Origin of the sequence: Aeromonas sp. 604282, from assembly GCF_049170575.1 — a bacterium.
GTDB classification, from domain to species: domain Bacteria; phylum Pseudomonadota; class Gammaproteobacteria; order Enterobacterales; family Aeromonadaceae; genus Aeromonas; species Aeromonas veronii_A.
The window spans coordinates 1-19,121 of sequence record NZ_JAAKMV010000005.1 but is presented as its reverse complement, the minus strand read 5'-3'; the positions used below and the strand labels follow the sequence as shown (position 1 = coordinate 19,121).

Sequence of the window (19,121 nt, the reverse complement as noted above, 5' to 3'; positions counted from 1 at the left end):
GGTTTATCCGCACTGCTTTTTACGTGTTTACGGTTTGATGGCCCGCACTGCCCGGCCCGTGTCACCGCGCAGCTCCCTTGTGACAGCGGCAGGTTGACTGGCGAGCCACCGCTTATTTGCAACCACTCTGTGCAACAAGGAGATCTCATGCATTCCTTCAAAAAGTGCGTCGTCGCACTCTCCATCAACCTTGCTTTCTTCTCGTCGGCGTTCGCCTGTACCACCTTGCTGGTCGGCAGTGAAGCCAGCGCCGATGGCTCCATGATGGTGGCCCGCAGCGCCGACAGCGATGCCCTGAAAGCCCAGCATTTCGTGATCCATCCGGCCAAGCAGGGGCAAAGTGGCGTTCACAGTTCCAAGGCTCACAACGGCGCCAATAATTTCAGTTATCCCTTGCCGAAAAACTCCCTGCGCTATACCACAGTGCCGAACTGGAAGACCCAGCTGCACGGCGCCACCGGATTTAATGAGAAGGGGGTCGGGGTGAGCGGTACCGAGTCTATTTTTGCCTCACCCGAAGCGCTTGCCTTCGACCCCTATGTGGAAGAGAAGGGGATCACCGAGGATGATATTCCCGATGTGCTGCTCTCCCGGTCTACGTCGGCACGCGAGGCGGTCGCCTTGCTTGGCAACATCATCGAAACCATAGGGGCAGGAGAGGGATTTGGCGTCGCCGTGGTGGATGATACCGAGCTCTGGTATCTGGAGACCGCCACCGGCCACCACTGGATGGCGCAGCGTCTGCCGAAAAATCACTATTTCGCTACCGGTAATCGGGGCCGCCTGCAGCAGTACGATCCCGCCAGTGCCGACATGATGGGCTCGAAAAATCTGATCGAATTTGCCACCGAGAAGGGGCTCTACCATCCGCAAAAGGATGGGGCGTTCAACTTCTCGAAAGCCTATACCCGCGATGACGAGCGGGACCGCACCTATAACGATCCGCGAGTCTGGACTATCCAGCAGATGTTCAACCCCTCGCTCAAGCAGGCGGTGGATGCCGGTCGCCAGTTCCCGGTCACCCTCTCCCCCGAGAAGAAGATGACGCTGGAGGAGGTCAAGGCAGTGCTGCGCAATCATTATGACGGTACCGAGCATGATCCCTACAGCAAGGGGCTGAACGGTCAGGAGCCGTGGCGCCCTGTCAGTGTGTTTCGTACCTATGAGTCCCATGTGATGCAGGTTCGCCCCTGGATGCCGCGTGAGGTGGGGGAGGTGACCTATGTTGGACTCGGCATGGCAGACTTGACCGCCTTCGTTCCCTACTACAGTGGTCTGGAAGCCTATCCGGCCCACTATGCCATGGGCAGCGACAAGGCCGACAGCGACTCCATCTACTGGAAATATCGCAAACTGCAGACTTTGGTAATGACCGATTACCCCAAACTGGCCCCCATGGTGAAGCAGGCTTACCAGAGCTGGGAGGCGAAGATCGCCAAAGAGCAGAAAGAGATGGAAGCCAACTATCTGAAAACGGTCAAGACCGACAAGGCCGCTGCCAACAACATGCTCAACGACTTCAATCTGCGAGTCATGAAGGAGGCCGAGGCGTTGACTGAAGAGCTGACCAACCAGATCTTCACTGTGCGCACTCAGGATATTCAGGCCGATATCTTCTTCGCCAACAAGGCGAAAAAGGACTGATTGCCACCCCCATGATGTGGTGAAGCGGCAGAGCGTGTCGTCATCCATTTCCTGAGTGTGGTGATCCTCTCACTGCCACCCCGGTTATCAGAAGACGGCATAACGAAAAGCCTTCACGGAAGTGAAGGCTTTTTTGCAGAGTGTTCCGGTGATAGCGACAAAGCCTGTCTGGCTAAAAACGGTACTCGATATGGAGGGTATGGCTGTCCAGCCCCGGGTTCTTGTCATACATATAGGCGTTGGACATGTGCTCATATTGATAACCGATCAGCCAATTCTTGGTGATGGCGTAGCCGAGACCGATGCCCAGAGCGAACTGGAAGGGGCCGCCATAATCCTTGAAGCCGTGGCCGCGTGTGCCAAATTGATGTTGATTGAGCCAGACCATTTCGCCGGGTATCCAGGTCACCCAGTTACCCCATTGGCATTCGATACGGGCGCCGCCTCCCAGTCTTGCGGTCTCTTCATCTTCTACCTTGAGTGTTCCTCCACGCACCCCCAGCCCAAATTGGCAGCTTGAGTCTCCCCAGCGCCAGAACATATGGTGAAACTTGGCGTCGGCGAATTTGATGTCGAGCTTTTCATTGCTGAATGCCTTGCCCAGTTGCAGGGTAAGAATATTGTCATTGGCTATCGCTCCTGCGCTGGTGAGCAACGAAACCAGCAGGCCGATCCTTGATAGAGTGTTAGCGTCCATGCCCCCTCCAATGTCGTTGTGACCCTGTGTCACTGATTCAATCGGACACATATCAGGCATAGTCAACGGACAATAACCCTGTCAATCACGGCCAGAAAAACTAAAAAAAAACATGTTGGTCGATAAATGGGCTATCGCGTTGATGCCCTTAATAAGGTGAGGTCATCAGCATCCCGGCTTAGTTCGTTATTTGAACAAATGTGTAACATGTGACGTGATGATGCTCGCTGGCGTGGACTGGTTTATCGCGCAGGGTGAGGAGTTTGAGAGGGATGTCGGATATGACCTCCTGGGTAAATCGGATTTTTCCTATTTCATTTTCATTGAAAAATCAATATTGTGACTTCACAAAAATTAATTTTTTCTGGCGGGGAAGAGAAATAATTTAGACGTTTCTAAATTAATCTGGAGCATCATCAAAATTATTTACACCATGTGAATACATTTTTTGCCAATGAAAAATGAAATAAAAAATTCTTAAAAAACAGTATTTTGCTGATTTTTTCATCGGGTAGGGATTGCAGGTGGAATTTTTGATTGTTGACCCAATTGCGGCTTATTGGTAGCATTCAAAAAAAACGAGAATAAGTATGATATACGTCACATTGTGACGCTTTCATGCACGGGTTGGGTGCTTACATTATAATCTATCTGCTGGCTTTTTGAGCTGGCAGTCCACGTATTTTGTCCCTCCTGTATTTATTTCACATCCATTTTGTATGCTTTTTATCCGGCAGGATGTCATCGCCGTGCGGTAGCTATGTCTAATTTTTCCTGCACCTCGTGTTGTGCGGTAGCTATGGCCAAACAAGAGATGCTGGCATCATTTGCGTAACACCTTTGCAATATTTTATTTGTGTTACCCGTCTTGAGGTTTATGACTGCTCTGAGCAATACAGACGGTGTACAGCCTGATATCCATCATAACTATTCGCGTTTTACTCGATTTGTTCAGAGCATTCTGCAATGTACGCAGTAAACGCTCATATATTGAGCAAATCACGCTGATCCAGCTTGTATCAACCGCTTTTTCAAGTCTTGACTGATTACCTGTTAATGAGGTAATTCATGGCCCACTTTGGCATATAGAAGATATGAAAATCTTCGTAATGCTGAATATTGCAGTTCTTCTTGGGTCGCAAAGATAACCAGCAAATCGGTAAAAAATTACCAGAGCATAAGACTGTAAAGTTTTAAAAGATTAACATTTGACTCCATGGAAAATATTGACACATGAATTATGCAACCCGGTTATTGGCGATTTCATTAGCCATACAAGTTGGTGGCTGCGCATATGAGCCAAAGCAGGTAGAAGCGTCTCGTCCTCTCGTCAACCCCTCGATTGCTACCGAATTGCATGTCATGCCTCCCGATCTGCAGCAGGCGCTGAATACGCTGCCACAGGGGGCAGCATTCAGTAGAAACAATGTGACCTATACCCTGGGACAACGTTATGTTTCTGCTCTGGGTCTTGAGTGCGTTGAGTTGTTGTTTAACAGTGTGCAAGGCCACTCGCAAAGACGCGCGGCATGCAAGACTGAAGAACAATGGTATCTGATACCTCAACTGGAACAGACCTCTGTCAGCAACCTTCTTGCTGAGCAATAAAATGAAGGCAAATGGTTTGAAAAAAATGAAAATATATCAGCTTGGCACACTTCTGTTCCTCATCAGCACATCCTGTACAACCATGACCCTTGCCGCACCTGATTTAGCGCAAGCAAATGGATCATCATTTGGTTACACCCTTTCAGGAAAAGCTGCTGAGAACAGCGGCTCCCAGCTTGGTGGTCAACCGGCACTGAGTGGGCAGGCAAACACAAGTTCAACGACCGGGAGTTTTACTCAACAGAATCGTCAAGGGATGTTGTTACCCGGTGAGGCAGATGTACGAAAATTACTGCCCCTGGCAGAGGCAGGATTACCTCCTCCTTATGGCGCCAATCTGTTTGCCGGTGGCTATGAGACTGAACGCAGTGATGGTTTGAATGACAATTATCTGATAGCTCCGGGTGACAAACTTAATATCTGGATCTGGGGAGCCGTCAACTTTTCAAATGTAGTGACGGTAGATAATCAAGGCAATATCTTCATCCCTGATGTCGGCCCGATCAATGTCAAGAATGTACCTGCCAGCCAGGTCAATAATCTGGTGACCAGCAGGATTGGTGATGTTTTTACAAATAATGTCAATATCTACGTCAACCTGCTGACAACAACTCCCGTGAGTGTGTTTGTTACTGGCCCGGTAATACGGCCAGGCCAGTATGCGGGTCAATCCTCTGACAGTGTGCTCTATTTTCTAAAACGGGCTGGGGGGATCGACTCGGAGCGCGGCAGCTATCGTCAAATAAAGGTATTACGCCAGAACCAGGTCATCCAAAAAATCGATCTGTATGAATTCATGCAGCAGGGCAAAATGCCCAAGCTCTCTTTTAAAGATCAGGATGTCATCCTGGTAGAGCCACAGGGCCCGATGATAAATGTCGCGGGCAAGGTTCGTAATCCCTTCCGTTTCGAGTTGACTCAGCGTAATACGCTAGGCTCGGAGCTGGTCAACTACGCACTGCCGCTTGCCAAGGTGAGTCATGTCGGGGTGATAGGTGACCGTCCAAGTGGTCCATTCTCCATCTATTTACCTTACAAGGATTTTGCCAGCCTCCAGCTTAAGGATGGTGACAAAGTCTTGTTCAATGATGACATGCATGCACAGGTTTATGATGTGCAGGTCGCAGGTAGCTATATGGGGCCCTCATATTTCACTGTGCGCAAGCAGACCAAGCTGCATGAGCTGCTCAACCATATTCCCATTGACCCACAGCTTGCCGATTACCAATCCATCTATCTGATGCGCAAGAGTGTCGCTGCGCGGCAAAAAGAGATGTTGGAAGAGTCGCTCAACCGGTTGGAACGCAGTGTGTTTACTGCTCCTGCCAGCTCGGATGGTGAAGCGGCGATCCGTGCCAAAGAGGCAGAACTGGTGATGCGCTTTGTCGAAAAAGCCAGAAAAATCCAGCCACTTGGCAAGGTGGTGGTCGCAGACAAGGGGATTGTTGCGAACATTCAGTTGGAACAGGGTGACCAGATTGTCATACCGAACAGAACGGACCTGATCCAGGTCGGTGGGGAAGTATTGATGCCACAGGCTGTGGTCTATAACGCCAATGCGACTCTCGATGACTATGTGGCCTGGGCGGGCGGATTCACCGAACGTGCGAATGACCAGCGGATTGCCGTGGTTCATGCCAACGGGTTGGTGGAGTTTAAAGATAAGGGGAGTGTCCAGCCTGGTGATCAGATCCTGGTGTTGCCCAAGGTCGACAGCAAAACCATGCAATCGGTCAAGGATATTACTCAAATTATCTATCAGATCGCCGTGGCTGCTAACGTAGCAATCAAGTAAGCCGCTTCTTGATGAGAAAAAGCAGACTCGCCAACGGGCGAGTCTGCTATGGGTAAAGCGAAATAATGAATAAACCGATACTTAATCAAACGCCGCGCACATCCCTGCAGGTGTTGCGAGATGTTGTCTTTGGCCTGCTTATTCGTGAGCTTAAAACCCGTTTTGGTAATTATCGGCTGGGCTATGCTTGGGCATTGCTAGACCCATTGTTGATGATAAGCGCATTTAGTTTGATCTTTGGTTTACGAGGTTCGAGTGGTTTTGGCGGCGCACCTGCGCCACTATTTATTACTGCGAGTTATTTACCTTTTCTTTTTTTTAGAAATGTCGTCAGTAAATTGCAATCAGCAGTTAGTGCCAATATGGGCTTGTTCTGCTATAGACAGGTAACGCCGTTTTCTACCTTTATTGCTCGCTTCATGCTTGAAACCATGATTGGAATCATCGTCGGCTGTATTTTAGTCATGGGACTTTTGTGGTTTGGTTTTGATGCTATCCCTGATGACCCGTTGCAAGTCATACTCATTTATTTCTTATTGATGGCATTTTCATTTTCACTTGGTATTATTTTTTGTGTGGTTTGTAATTTGTTTCAAGAGGCCGATAAATTTCTCGGCTTGTTGATGATGCCATTGATGTTCATCTCATGTGTCATGTATCCACTTATGACAATTCCTGCTCAGTATCAACACTGGTTTTTATGGAATCCGCTAGTGCATGCAGTTGAATTGATCCGAAGTGGGTGGCTTGCTGGTTACAGTAGTCCAAATGTTAGCTGGGTATACTTTTCAAGTGTGACACTGATATTGTTAACATTTGCTATGAGCTGCTATCGTTTGAATCATCGTCGATTAATTTCCAGTTAATGTGAAATAATATGATCATTCTTGATAATGTAACCAAGTATTATCCGACAAAATTTGGCCGTAACTATGTACTGCGGGATGTCAGTATTGAATTGCCGCGGGATCGTAACATTGGAATTTTAGGTGTCAACGGGGCTGGTAAATCTACCTTGTTACGCTTGTTGGGTGGTATGGATGCGCCTAATGAAGGGCGTGTTATTCGTCAATGCCGTGTATCCTGGCCGTTAGCATTAAGTGGTGGATTTCAAGGCAGTATGACCGGACGAGAGAATACGCGCTTTGTTTGCCGAATTCATGGTGTACGGGATACCAAGACGGTTGAAGAGTGGGTGAAGGAGTTCTCAGAGATCGGTCAGCACTATGAGTTACCCATCAAAACCTATTCCAGTGGTATGAAGTCAAAATTCAATTTCGCCGTCAGTATGGCCTTTGATTTTGATATTTATCTGACGGATGAGATCACCTCGGTAGGCGATGCACGCTTTAAACAGAAATGTATTGATGTGTTTAATCAAAAACGCGAGACAGCCAGTCTTATCATGGTGTCGCACGATATGAAAAACCTTCGTCAGCAGTGCGATATGGGTATTCTGTTGCGTAATAGCAGACTGGAAGTATTTGACAATATCGACGATGCCATCCGTATTTATCAGAATCTATAATAAGCCAAATTCAACATGACTCAACTTATCAAATCAGAAAAGTCCTCACGCTTTGTGCGTAAGTTGCGCAAGTTAAGCAAAGCGCCTAAACAGTTTTTTATTGACTCCAGCGGTTATCAGATTGCTCACCGTTCTTGGCAAAGCAGTCTCAAATTAGGCAGCTTCTTGTGGGTAGTAGTTTGCTTTGCGATCGCGACAGTCTATTTTGGTTTCATGGCATCTGACCGTTATGTCAGTCGTGCCGAGTTGATCATCAAGCAAGCTGATCAAATCAAGATGTTACCCGATGCCTTGTCCATGCTGGGTATTGGTGGTAGCAATCATCAAGATGTGCTGTTAATTCAAGACTATTTAAAATCATGGGATATGCTAGCCAAGCTGGATAAAGAGCTCGCCCTCAAATCACACTACCAAAGTGGTGCGGCAGATTATTTTTCACGCTTGTCTGATGATGTCAGTCGAGAGGATTTCATCAAGTACTATCGCCAGCATCTGGGATTACATCTTGATGAGTTGTCCGGTGTACTTACCATCGAGTTGCAGACATTTGATCCTCAATATGGTCAACAGGTTGTGGCCCTGATGCTTAAAGAGTCAGAACGCTTTATCAATAAGTTGGGGCATCAGGTGGCTCTCGATCAGCTTGCTTTTGTCGAAAAGGAAGTCGATCGGGCTTATCAACGGTTGCAAGATGAAAAAGCCAAGGTGCTGGCCTTTCAAAACAGCCATCAACTTATCAGCCCAGAGTCGACCAGTAGCGCACGCTTGGGAGTGGTCAGCCAGATTGAAGGCGAACTGGTGCGCCAGCAGGCCGAGCTGAAACAACTGCGCAGCTATATGAAGGATTCCGCTCCCGCCGTTGTCTCGGTACAGAGCCGGGTTGATGCCTTGACCAGACAACTTGAGCAGGAACGAGCCAAGCTGACCGGCCAGGACAAGGACGCCATGAATGAAATCACCGCCGGCTATCTGGATGTGCAAACCCAGGCGACCCTGGCGGCAGACCTCTACAAAACCGGTCTTATCAGCCTGGAGCAGGCCAGGGTTGAAGCATATCGCAAGTTGAAGCACCTGTTGGTAATTACCCAACCGACGTTGGCTGAAGATGCCGAATATCCGCGTCGCCTCTATAACCTTGCTACCGTGGGCGTACTGCTTTGTCTCTTCTATGGTCTGATCGTGATGGGGTTAGCGACATTACGTGAGCACCAGGATTAATCACTGCATGATAAAGATGACATTGGAGTTTTGATATATTTTGAAATCAGGGCATACCTAATGCTTTCGGCAGTTATTGGTACCTACTGAGCGCCAGTTAATAAATCTAACAAGTTATACATTTTATTTTCATGATTATGGAATAAGTTTTTTTGGGAAAAGTATCTATTTACCATGGCAGCAAATCTATTGGTAGTAGATAGAGAGGATGTCATCTTTTTCCAAGTTGATATCCATTCACTATAAGTTAAACCAACAAGAGCATGGGATATGCGAAAAACAATACCTCGAGTAACAAATAATAACTCATTGCACGAAATTAAAAATGAGCTGGCAGTGCTGAAACAGGCTTTAGTTGAAAAAGATAACCTTCTGAATACAGTAAATGAGAGCTCGTTTGCCTTGCAAGTTCAATTAGAGATCTGTCAAGGCAAGTCAGCTCGACTCACCGCTGATAATGTGGCATTGAAGGCCCGCATTAAGGGGCTTGAACAAGATCATCAAACTAGAAACGCTGAACTGGCCACGCTCAGCAAGTTGATCTTGAAATCTGATGAGACCGCTCAACAGAGTGCTGCACAGTTGAAAAAGAGTCATCTTGAACTGGATGGTTGTAAAAGTGAACTCAGCAAGACTAAAGCGGCTTTAGATATATCTCAAACAAAATTAAAGAAAGCTGAGTCAGAACTTGGTCTATTGAAACAGTCACACAACAAGACCAAGCAGGAACTTGAGAACGAACTCGGTAAATTTAAGTCTCAATTAGTTAAAGAGAAAGAGTTAAATCATTCACTTTCCTCCCAGCTAACAAATTTGCAAGATAATTTGAATGTCAGATTCAGTGAGCTGGCTAAACTTAGTAATATTTTAGAAGTAAAAGAGCGGAAGCTGCTGGCTAAAGATAATGAACTGTCTATATACAAGGAACAGCTAGATAAACTGAAAGCCTCCTTTGCATGGAAAGCGGCAGCTCCCGCACGTGCATTGAGTAACAAATTTAAAAAGAAAAATACCAAAAGTATGTTACGTCAGCATGCCGAGGTTGTTCAAAACTCAGGCTTGTTCAGCGTTGACTGGTATAGAAAAAACTGTCCTGAGATTGATGAACTTTCCATTTCTCCGGTCGAGCATTATTTGACCATAGGTTTTAAAGTGGGTTTGACTCCCAGTGAGCGTTTTGACGGAAATGATTATTTAGCGAGGTATCCCGACGTACAACAAGAAGGGGTCAATCCTCTTTTACATTATCTCATGTTTGGCAAGAATGAAGGCAGAACGATCTAATTTTGCGGGATTAAAAAATGAATAACTTCGATGCTCAATGGTATTTGAATAATTATAAAGATGTCGAACTGTCCGGCATGGACCCGTATCAGCATTATCAAAAAATCGGTAAACTGATCGGCCGTCATCCTATGGACCCAAATAAAATAGCGGCCAACACGGCACAAATTGCCAAGAGTGCAGCAAAGCCAGCCCCTGTCGGTAATAAAGCTATCCGCGGTGATTTCAACCTGAAAGCAGGCGGGAGTGGCGAACTCTATGGCTGGCTGGCCGAAATCGGTGATCCGGCCCCCCGTGAAGCGTTAATCAGCATAGATGGTAAACAGTATAAAGTACTGGCCGATGTCAAACGTGAGGATTTGGCCAAGAACAAGATCAACAATGGTCAACATGGTTTTCGCTGGAGCGTACCTGCTGAATTTATCGATGGTAAAACCCATCAACTAGAACTGATTGATGCCAAAACCGGGCAGTTGCTCAAGCAGGCAACCACCTCCTGGCAGCATAATCGCAAGTTTACCTGCTTTGATGAGTTTTTGGCCGAGTCAATGGTCAACCCGATGATCTATGCCCCCTATCGGGAAGAGGACAAACGCTGTTTCGCCATGATGGAGAATACGCGTCGTTCGCTGGTCACCTATACCCAAACAAATAATCTCGATGCGTTAGTCAGCATCATCATGCCGGCATACAACCGGGAAGATACCATTCCTGCCGCCATTACCTCTGTTCTGGCACAAACGTACCCATACTTTGAACTGATCATTGTCGATGATGGCAGTACGGATGGAACCATCAAGGTGGTTGAGGAGTTTATGGATGAACGGGTTCGTCTGCTCCGCGGGCCTGGTCGTTCTGGCGTCTCTGAAGCTCGTAATATCGGTTTACGGGCAGCGAAAGGTGAGCTGATTGCTTATCTGGATTCCGACAATACCTGGCAACCTGAATACCTCAGCGCCATGGTCGCCGCCCTGCACAAGAGCCCTCATGCCCAGGCTGCCTATTCTGGCCAATATCTCTATCGTGGCACGCATCCGGAACCGTTTGCGATCCGCTTTGCCAGTTTCAATAAGGGTCTGCTGGAAAACCGTAACTATATTGACCTGAACTGCTTTATGCATAACAAGAAGGTCTTTAAAAAGACGGGAATGTTTGACACCCAGTTGAAGCGGTTTGTAGATTGGGATCTGATCCTCAAGATCAGCAGTGAATTCACCATTATTTCGGTGCCGGTGATCCTCTCCAACTATTTTTATGAGCTGGCAGAAAATGCCATCACCAATGATAACACGCTACATGGATATATCGATATTGTGCGAGAACAGCACAATACCCGTGAATTTATCAAGGGGCGGGCCCTGTTGCGTTATGGCCAGAGCGAACCGGTCAAGCATCGCTTGCCCAAGCCAAAACTGGCACATCACGTCACCATCATTATCCCGAACTATGAATCGCTGGAGGATATTCAGGATTGTCTCTCTTCCATTCGCAAGTATTACGATAGCAAGCAGGTTGATATCATAGTGGTCGACAATGCGTCAGCCATGGCAGTCAGAACCTATTTGCGGGAGCAGGCGGTCAAAGAGTTTGATATTACCTATATCGAAAATGAGTTTAATGCCGGTTTTACCTATGCGGTGAATCAGGGGATCAAGGCGGCCAAGGCCGGCAGCGACATTGTATTGCTTAACAACGATGCCTTGCTGACGCGTACCGCACTGGTAGCCATGCAGCAACTGGCCTATCAGGATCCCAATATCGGTCTGGTGGTTCCTCGTCAGGTACTGTTTGCCAATACCAAGACCATTACGACCCATGTGCCGTTTGCCAACCCCGGCATAGATTGCGATGTCAACCTCTCGCAGCATCACAAGAATATTGCTCGGGTACCCTTGCTGCACGACGGGGAGCAGGTGGAGATCAGCTTTGCCCCCTTCTTCTGCACCTATATGCGCCGCGAGATCGTCGATCAGGTTGGTGGACTGGATGCCGAATTTGGTCGCCACTATCGCTCGGATCGGATTATGTGTGACTATCTGCGCCACTTGCTGGGAATGAAGATCTTCTATACCAGCCAGGCAGTGGTCTACCATAAATTGCAAAAAGCCACTGACGGGATGCGTAAAAGCGATAAAAAGAGTACCGAATTTGAACTGATGTTTAAGAAAAATCAGTGGTCGGACACTGAATTAAAAAGCTTGTGTTTTAATAAAGCCAATTGGGATATTTAAAGTTACTAACTCGCTATAGGGGAAATAAATGATTGTTGATGTTATTACCGTGACTTGTGGTAGAGATTTTTATCTAAAAAAGTCATTGATATCCTTATCTAAGCACAAAGACCGGATTCATCACATAATGATTTTGAATGCATGTGAAGTTTCGAAAGAGATATTGGATATTTTAAATTACATCGGTAGTACTATTCTTATTCAAGAGCAAAGAATATCTATTGGTGAATGTCTTAATAAATACAAAAAGTTATTTAAATCTGACCTGGTTTTAAAACTGGATGATGATGCTGTAATTCAAAGTGATAACTTTTTCGAACATGCTATAGAAGTGCATAAGCATTACCCTGAAGCTGTATTTTCACCATTCCCTGTAGGATTAATTAATAACTTTGGCGGGCCACAAGCTGTTGCCAGAGAGGTTATATATAGCGAAAATTTAGATACATACTATACATTAAGAGAAGTTAAGCATGTCGGTGGTTTTGCCAGATTTACACCATTGTCAATTTATGATGAAGTTAATTTTGGTGAGGCTGTTCACAGTGAAGATAGTGAATTATCAAAGTGGTGTGGCTTGAATGGGAAAAAGATGTTTTATCTTGATAATGCATTGATAGTTGAACACTCTGAGTCAACTTTAGGGCAGATGGCGAGAGATAAAAGTTATTTTTCTAGAACACGAGACTGGATGAAAAAATAAAGTTTTAGATGGTTTCATAAATAGAGATTTTTATTATGAATATAACAATTGCTGGCACCGGCTATGTCGGTCTTTCCAACGCGGTATTGCTGGCCCAGCATCATCAGGTCATTGCACTGGATGTGGTGCCAGAAAAAGTCGAACTGCTTAATTGCCGTCAATCTCCCATCGTCGATAAGGAGCTGGAAGAGTATCTGGCCAACAAGCCGCTAAATCTTAAAGCGACGCTTGATAAATACGAAGCGTATGAGGCGGCCGAGTTTGTGATTATTGCCACGCCCACCGATTATGATCCCGAGACCAACTACTTCAATACCAGTACTGTCGAGGCGGTGATCCGCGATGTGATGAGCATCAACCCCAATGCGGTGATGGTGATCAAGTCCACCATTCCGGTGGGCTTTACCGAGCGGATGCGCGAAGAGCTCGGTACCGAGAATCTGATCTTCTCACCTGAGTTCCTGCGCGAAGGCAAGGCACTGTATGACAACCTTCACCCTTCCCGTATCGTGGTGGGGGAGTGCAGCGAACGGGCCCAACGTTTTGCCGACCTGTTGCAAGAGGGGGCCATCAAGCAGGATATTCCGGTATTGCTGACGGGCAGCACTGAGGCGGAAGCGATCAAGTTGTTTGCCAACACCTATCTGGCGATGCGGGTAGCCTATTTCAACGAGCTGGATACCTATGCCCAGTCTCACGGTCTCGACAGTCGCCAGATTATCGAAGGGATTGGCCTGGATCCCCGTATCGGCAGCCACTACAACAACCCCTCCTTCGGTTACGGTGGTTACTGCCTGCCCAAAGATACCAAGCAGTTGCTGGCCAACTATAACAAGGTGCCCAACAACCTGATCCGCGCCATCGTCGATGCCAATACCACCCGCAAAGACTTTATCGCCGACAGCATTATTCGCCGCAACCCCAAGGTAGTGGGTATCTATCGTCTGGTGATGAAGGCTGGCTCGGACAACTTCCGCTCCTCCGCCATTCAGGGGATCATGAAGCGGATCAAGGCGAAAGGCATCGAGGTGGTGGTCTTTGAACCGACTATCAGGGAGGAGCATTTCTTCCACTCTCGTGTTATTCGCGATTTGAACGAGTTCAAGGCTGTGAGTGATGTGATTTTGTGCAACCGGATGGCCGCTGAATTGAGCGATATGGCGGACAAGGTTTACACCAGGGATCTATTCGGTTCCGACTGATATCTGCAATAGCGTATGGGGCTGGGGTCTGTTTTCCCAGCCCCGGCATCATGATGTATAATCCTGCAGTTTTTCATCCTGATTGAGAACCCGCCTTGAAATTATTTATTGCTGCAATTGTCAAAAATGAAATAGATGGATTGCTCGAATGGATCGCTTTTCACCGGGTACTCGGTGTCAGTGGATTTATTATTGCAGATAATGGGAGTAACGACGGTTCGCGTGAACTGCTCGGCTCTCTGGCCAAATTAGGGGTGGTTACTGTATTTGACCATCCAACTGTGGGGCTGCAGAAACCGCAGTTACCTGCATACGATAAAATTTTGCGCACTTGCCCGCGTGATGTAGATCTGTTGGCATTTATCGATGCTGACGAGTTTTTGTTGCCATTGGAGTCAAATGATTTGCGTCCGGTGGTCACACAATGGTTTGCAGATAATAGTGTCAGTGCCGTTGGATTGAATTGGTCTAATTTTGGCTCCAATGGTGAGACCTTTGCAGGTGAGGGGCTGGTGATTGAACGCTTCACGCAGCGTGCCCCCCTTGGTTTCAATGTGAACCACAACTTCAAGAGTATTGTGCGCCCCTCCCGGGTTGACAGCTTTTTCAACCCCCATTTTGCCAATTTGCGTTATGGACGTTATATCGATGCCAATGGTAGTGATATGGCATTACATGCCAAACACGGTAATGGTGTGAGTGCTCAGGTCATCTGGAATGGCATACGAGTCAACCATTACGCAGTTAAATCATTGGAAGAGTTCCTGCTTGGGAAGCATTTGCGTGGTAGTGCGGCAACGGCTAATCGAGTCAAACATAAGGCTTATTTTCAGGCGCATGATCGCAATGACGAGCAATGTCTGCTGGCCGCTGCTCTGGCCCCCCAAGTGAAGGCCGAGATGATGACACTGAGTGAACAATTAGCCGCCCTGCCTGCAGAAAGAGAGGTGTCCAATCACTCCTGGTTAGCGAGCAGCATTAAAAAGCTGATTAAATAACTGCTGTTACTTATTAATTCTATTCTTCATGGTCTGTCACTGATGTGGCGGACTATTTCAATGTCCCCTCAGGTTGTAAATTCATATATGTATAACGATGGTCATTGGCAACCTCTGGCATTGCCTGACGCTTTTTCGTGCCACTCTGGCTGGCTCCTGATCAGGGGGACAATCGTGGCGAGCCAACCACGAGGGGAGACTCGTCTGTGCTGGCAGTGCGGGCAGGGGAGATGGCACGAACAAGTGTTGCCGGTCACTCGCCGTGGCACCTTGCAGGAGCTGGTCTATCTGCCCTCGGGAGCCTGCAATCTCTCTTTGCTGGCCAGCAGCAAGGGGGCGGATTGCCATGTAGAGATTAGCGAGCTTCGTTGTGTCTCTCCCACTGAGAGTATCTGGCGTCGATTGCGCCGGGTCTTGCCCTTTTATCGACGCCTGACGAACACCAAACGCAAGAGATTGGGTCTCTCATGGCATTTGTGGCTCACGGATCTGCAGCAGGCTTACCAACTTGTCGGTAGAGTACGTGACGACAAGCCGCTCGATAGCTATGAAGAGTGGCTGGCAAACTTCGACGCTCTGGAACCCGCAGAGTACAAGCTGATTGAACGCCTGTTGGCACGTTGGGACTCATTGCCACGTGTCTGTTTTCATCTTGTTGGCGAAAAGAGTGAGCAGAGTCGCCAGCAGACCCTGGATAGCATCCAGGCACTCTGTTATCCGGCAAGTCATATCAGGCTACAGGAGCATGGCGCATCCTCAGATATCCCCAGTCAGCCTGGCGACGAGTGGCAGTGGGCGTTGCCTGCGGGTGCCCTGGTGTCCCCCAGCGCCCTATTCTGGGTGGCCCATCAGTTACGCCAGGATCCGGATTGTTTATGGCTATACGGGGACCACGACCTGCTTGACGAGAGAGGCAAACGTCACTCTCCCAACTTTAAACCTGACTGGAATGAAACACTGCTGCAGAGCCAAAACTATATTGGCTGGTGTGGCTTGTGGCGTGAACAAGGCGCAAGCCAAATCCCCTTTGATGCGGCGGCATGCTATCAGTGGTGGCTACAGTTGGCACAACAGTGTGAGCCAAACCAGATTGCCCATATTCCGTCATTGATGATGCATCTGCCTGCAAGTGCGTTGCTTTCAAATGATTATGACTCACTGAAAGCGAAAGAGAATTTACTGCCATCAGGAGTGAGCATTGGGGCTGCACCTCATGGTATATGTCGTTGGCACTGGCCATTGCCAACGCAATTGCCATTGGTCTCTGTGATTATCCCCACCCGAAATGGTCTCGCTCATTTACGCCCCTGTATTGAAAGCCTGATCCACAAGACGCAATACGCCAATATGGATGTCATGGTGATAGATAATCAGAGCGACGACGAGGAGACCCTTGCTTACCTTGCCCATATCGAACTGGTTTATGGCGTCAGGGTGATTTCTTATGATCATCCGTTTAACTATTCAGCCATCAATAACCTGGCGGTAAGCAAAGCACGTGGTGATCTGGTCTGCTTGCTGAATAACGATACCGAGGTGATCAGCGCTGACTGGCTGGATGAAATGGTTTCCCATTTATTGCGCCCTGGTGTGGGCGTCGTCGGTGCAAAGCTCTATTACGGAAATGGATTGATCCAGCATGCCGGCGATGCTGTCGGACCTGGCGGTTGTGCAGATCACCTTCATAATGGTTTGTCCGGAAACGATCCCGGATACCAGCGGCGGGCTGTCAGTGCTCAAGAGTTGTCAGCTGTGACGGCTGCCTGTTTATTGACTCATAAAGATTTATATATTGCGCTCGGTGGACTTGATGAAACGCATTTGCCGATAGCGTTTAATGACGTCGATTATTGCCTCAGAGTCCGAGAGGCCGGCTGGCGAGTAGTCTGGACGCCCTTTGCTGAACTGTATCATCATGAGTCTATTTCCCGTGGTAAAGATGTATCAAAACAACAGCAGAGACGAGCAAAATCTGAGTTGCGATATATGAGAACGCGATGGGATGGTGTGCTTAAACACGATCCTGCCTATAACCCCAACCTGAGTTATGAACGTCCTGATTTCTCTCTAAGCAGAGCTCCTAATATGGTGTTGCCATGGATGAATTAATTCGCAGGAAACTATTCAAGCCCTATCTTAAACTCAATAAACAGAGTTATGGCAGCCAGCAAAACTCTGAAATTGACAGTGAGCGATTGTTTATATTGCATGAAGGAAAATCCCCTACGTTGGCCTATTTTGAATCGGCTATTGCCAGTCGATTTCCTGATGCAAGATGTCAATGCGTTGACATTCTTTTTTCCCCTGAAATACCTATTCCGGAAGGATCTGCTCTGGTCATTATTCGATTTATCTCTCCGAAGTGGCAACAGCATATAGAAAGATATATCGACAGATGCTCTCGAATAGTTTATTTCATGGATGACGATCTGTTTGATCCGATGGCGCTATCTACGCTGCCCAAAGAGTATCGCAGCAAGATAATAAGGCGCTCGGCGGCTCAACATCGATGGATCACGCAGTATTGTGATGATATCTGGGTATCTACAGCTTATTTGGCTAAAAAATATTCCCACCTTAACCCGGAAATAGTTTCCGCAAAACCATCGCCATTACTTCTTGAAAAAAGAAAACCAGTGAGAATAGCTTATCATGGTTCAAGCTCTCATCGGGAAGAGAAGTACTGGCTGCGGCAAATCGTCGAGGGGGTATTGGAAGCCTGCCCTAGTGCCAGCTTTGAAATTTTTGGCGAGCATGATATCTATAAACATTATCGCGACCTGCCAAGAGTTTCAGTGCTGCATCCAATGAGTTGGCAAAATTATCTTGCGTATACCAAGACCCATCAGTTGGATATCGGATTGGCGCCGCTGCTTGAATCTGATTTTAATTTGGCACGTGGTCCCGTAAAATTTTATGACTTTGTCAGAATGGGCGCTGTGGGTGTATATAGCAATTGCGCTCCCTATAACGATTTTATCGAACAAAATATCAACGGCATTCTGTTGGAGAACGACCCCCAACGCTGGGTTGATGCAATAACATTACTGATTAATAAAGAAAAGAAACGAGCTGAGCTAGCCAATAATGCGAAACTATATGCTTATTCTTTGGCAAACTGATAACTATAACCTGCACGAGATAATACATGCCTAATAATAATTTTTTAGTGCGAAAAGCTGTTATACCTGTAGCCGGTCTTGGCACCCGAATGTTGCCTGCCACCAAGGCTATCCCGAAAGAGATGCTGCCGATCGTGGACAAGCCGCTGATCCAATATGTGGTCAATGAGTGTGTGGCAGCGGGTATCAAAGAGATTGTACTGGTGACCCACTCTTCAAAAAATGCTATCGAAAACCATTTCGATACTTCGTTTGAACTGGAGGCGACCCTCGAATCTCGCGTTAAACGAAAGCTGCTCGACGAGATTCAGAATATTTGTCCGAAAGATGTGACCATCATGCATGTGCGTCAAGGAGAAGCCAAAGGATTGGGCCATGCCATTTTGTGTGCCTATCCGGTCATCGGTGACGAACCGTTCGCCGTTGTTTTACCCGATGTCATTCTGGATGAATATACTGCCGATCAACACACCGAAAACTTGGCTGCCATGTTGGTGCGTTACAAGTTGACTGGACAAAGCCAGGTAATGGTTGAGCCCGTGCCACTGGCTGATACCGATAAATATGGGATAGCTGATTGTAATCAGGTCAAGTTACAGCCAGGTCAATCCGCACCCATCACTGGGTTGGTTGAAAAACCGGATATTGATGAAGCCCCCAGCAACCTGGCCGTCGTTGGTCGTTATGTGTTGAGCAATAATATCTGGCCCTTGCTCAAAAAGACGCCTCCCGGAGCTGGTAATGAGATCCAGTTGACCGACGCGATTGCCATGTTGATTGAGCAAGAAACGGTTGATGCATTCCATATGACAGGGCTGTCCCACGACTGTGGCAATAAGGCTGGTTATATGAAGGCCAATATTGCCTATGGCATGAGGCACCATGAAATTGGTCAGTTTGTGACTGACTATATCAACTCCCTGACCTCACAAAAAATCGAAAAGGCTAGTGTTTAATATGAAAATCCTCGTGACCGGCGGTGCCGGCTTTATCGGCTCAGCCGTGGTGCGCCATATCATCCGTGATACCCAAGATTCTGTTATCAATCTCGATAAACTCACCTATGCCGGCAATCTGGAATCCCTGGCCGA

16 protein-coding genes are annotated in these 19,121 nt (G+C 47.4%); 15 read left to right on the top strand and 1 reads right to left on the bottom strand.

The features are described from left to right. Positions 1–147: 147 nt before the first annotated feature. Entirely contained in the window at positions 148–1,644 is a 1,497-nt protein-coding gene (locus G5367_RS07985; RefSeq protein ID WP_421294110.1) for a C69 family dipeptidase, read from the top strand. A gap of 172 nt (positions 1,645–1,816) precedes the next feature. Here G5367_RS07985 and G5367_RS07980 read toward each other — a convergent pair whose 3' ends face one another. Then, positions 1,817–2,341 carry an acyloxyacyl hydrolase gene (locus G5367_RS07980; RefSeq protein WP_421294108.1) on the bottom strand — a complete coding sequence of 175 codons (525 nt, stop codon included), beginning with the start codon at positions 2,339–2,341 and terminating at the stop codon, positions 1,817–1,819. 1,233 nt (positions 2,342–3,574) lie between these two features. On the opposite strand from G5367_RS07980, the gene G5367_RS07975 reads away from it, so the two are divergent. The 14 genes from G5367_RS07975 to G5367_RS07910 form a co-directional block, all read left to right on the top strand. After that, positions 3,575–3,949 carry a hypothetical protein gene (locus G5367_RS07975; RefSeq protein ID WP_213388798.1) on the top strand — a complete coding sequence of 125 codons (375 nt, stop codon included), beginning with the start codon at positions 3,575–3,577 and terminating at the stop codon, positions 3,947–3,949. Next, positions 3,936–5,744: a polysaccharide biosynthesis/export family protein gene (locus tag G5367_RS07970; protein WP_421243938.1), complete on the top strand. Its 1,809-nt coding sequence runs from the start codon at positions 3,936–3,938 to the stop codon at positions 5,742–5,744. The genes G5367_RS07975 and G5367_RS07970 overlap by 14 nt, the downstream gene beginning before the upstream one ends. Positions 5,745–5,809: 65 nt before the next feature. Next, positions 5,810–6,610, top strand: a complete 801-nt coding sequence (locus G5367_RS07965; protein WP_213388797.1) for an ABC transporter permease — start codon at positions 5,810–5,812, stop codon at positions 6,608–6,610. A gap of 11 nt (positions 6,611–6,621) precedes the next feature. Beyond that, positions 6,622–7,272, top strand: a complete 651-nt coding sequence (locus G5367_RS07960) for an ABC transporter ATP-binding protein (RefSeq protein ID WP_213388796.1) — start codon at positions 6,622–6,624, stop codon at positions 7,270–7,272. A 15-nt stretch (positions 7,273–7,287) separates the two neighbouring features. Continuing rightward, on the top strand, positions 7,288–8,490 hold the full coding sequence (locus G5367_RS07955; RefSeq protein WP_213388795.1) for a sugar transporter: 1,203 nt from the start codon (positions 7,288–7,290) through the stop codon (positions 8,488–8,490). 270 nt (positions 8,491–8,760) lie between these two features. Next, on the top strand, positions 8,761–9,774 hold the full coding sequence (locus tag G5367_RS07950; RefSeq protein WP_421243937.1) for a hypothetical protein: 1,014 nt from the start codon (positions 8,761–8,763) through the stop codon (positions 9,772–9,774). 17 nt (positions 9,775–9,791) lie between these two features. Then, positions 9,792–12,005 (top strand): glycosyltransferase, encoded by a 2,214-nt coding sequence (locus tag G5367_RS07945; RefSeq protein ID WP_421243936.1) that lies wholly within the window; start codon positions 9,792–9,794, stop codon positions 12,003–12,005. A gap of 28 nt (positions 12,006–12,033) precedes the next feature. Next, on the top strand, positions 12,034–12,708 hold the full coding sequence (locus tag G5367_RS07940) for a glycosyltransferase family 2 protein (protein ID WP_421243935.1): 675 nt from the start codon (positions 12,034–12,036) through the stop codon (positions 12,706–12,708). A 35-nt stretch (positions 12,709–12,743) separates the two neighbouring features. Then, complete coding sequence (locus tag G5367_RS07935; protein ID WP_421243934.1) at positions 12,744–13,910, top strand: nucleotide sugar dehydrogenase; 1,167 nt, start codon at positions 12,744–12,746, stop codon at positions 13,908–13,910. 95 nt (positions 13,911–14,005) lie between these two features. After that, positions 14,006–14,908, top strand: a complete 903-nt coding sequence (locus tag G5367_RS07930; RefSeq protein WP_213388790.1) for a glycosyltransferase family 2 protein — start codon at positions 14,006–14,008, stop codon at positions 14,906–14,908. Positions 14,909–15,178: 270 nt separating this feature from the next. Continuing rightward, the gene (locus G5367_RS07925; RefSeq protein ID WP_421243933.1) at positions 15,179–17,017 is read left to right on the top strand and encodes a glycosyltransferase family 2 protein; all 1,839 of its coding nucleotides are present in this window, start codon (positions 15,179–15,181) and stop codon (positions 17,015–17,017) included. Then, positions 17,005–18,030 carry a glycosyltransferase family 1 protein gene (locus tag G5367_RS07920; RefSeq protein ID WP_421243932.1) on the top strand — a complete coding sequence of 342 codons (1,026 nt, stop codon included), beginning with the start codon at positions 17,005–17,007 and terminating at the stop codon, positions 18,028–18,030. Before G5367_RS07925 ends, G5367_RS07920 begins: the two co-directional genes overlap by 13 nt. Before the next feature lie 26 nt (positions 18,031–18,056). Beyond that, the gene (gene galU, locus G5367_RS07915) at positions 18,057–18,986 is read left to right on the top strand and encodes a UTP--glucose-1-phosphate uridylyltransferase GalU (protein ID WP_213388787.1); all 930 of its coding nucleotides are present in this window, start codon (positions 18,057–18,059) and stop codon (positions 18,984–18,986) included. A 1-nt stretch (position 18,987) separates the two neighbouring features. After that, positions 18,988–19,121, top strand: a 134-nt coding sequence (locus G5367_RS07910; RefSeq protein WP_421294176.1) for an NAD-dependent epimerase/dehydratase family protein, incomplete at its 3' end; no start/stop codon positions are given.

Bases quoted from the DNA above. Each gene is read 5' to 3' on its own strand.
- G5367_RS07945 (WP_421243936.1), top strand. From the start codon at position 9,792: ATGAATAACTTCGATGCTCAATGGTATTTGAATAATTATAAAGATGTC.
- G5367_RS07985 (WP_421294110.1), top strand. From the start codon at position 148: ATGCATTCCTTCAAAAAGTGCGTCGTCGCACTCTCCATCAACCTTGCT.
- G5367_RS07935 (WP_421243934.1), top strand. From the start codon at position 12,744: ATGAATATAACAATTGCTGGCACCGGCTATGTCGGTCTTTCCAACGCG.
- G5367_RS07955 (WP_213388795.1), top strand. From the start codon at position 7,288: ATGACTCAACTTATCAAATCAGAAAAGTCCTCACGCTTTGTGCGTAAG.
- G5367_RS07980 (WP_421294108.1), bottom strand. From the start codon at position 2,341: ATGGACGCTAACACTCTATCAAGGATCGGCCTGCTGGTTTCGTTGCTC.
- galU (WP_213388787.1), top strand. From the start codon at position 18,057: ATGCCTAATAATAATTTTTTAGTGCGAAAAGCTGTTATACCTGTAGCC.
- G5367_RS07950 (WP_421243937.1), top strand. From the start codon at position 8,761: ATGCGAAAAACAATACCTCGAGTAACAAATAATAACTCATTGCACGAA.
- G5367_RS07965 (WP_213388797.1), top strand. From the start codon at position 5,810: ATGAATAAACCGATACTTAATCAAACGCCGCGCACATCCCTGCAGGTG.
- G5367_RS07960 (WP_213388796.1), top strand. From the start codon at position 6,622: ATGATCATTCTTGATAATGTAACCAAGTATTATCCGACAAAATTTGGC.
- G5367_RS07920 (WP_421243932.1), top strand. From the start codon at position 17,005: ATGGATGAATTAATTCGCAGGAAACTATTCAAGCCCTATCTTAAACTC.
- G5367_RS07940 (WP_421243935.1), top strand. From the start codon at position 12,034: ATGATTGTTGATGTTATTACCGTGACTTGTGGTAGAGATTTTTATCTA.
- G5367_RS07975 (WP_213388798.1), top strand. From the start codon at position 3,575: ATGAATTATGCAACCCGGTTATTGGCGATTTCATTAGCCATACAAGTT.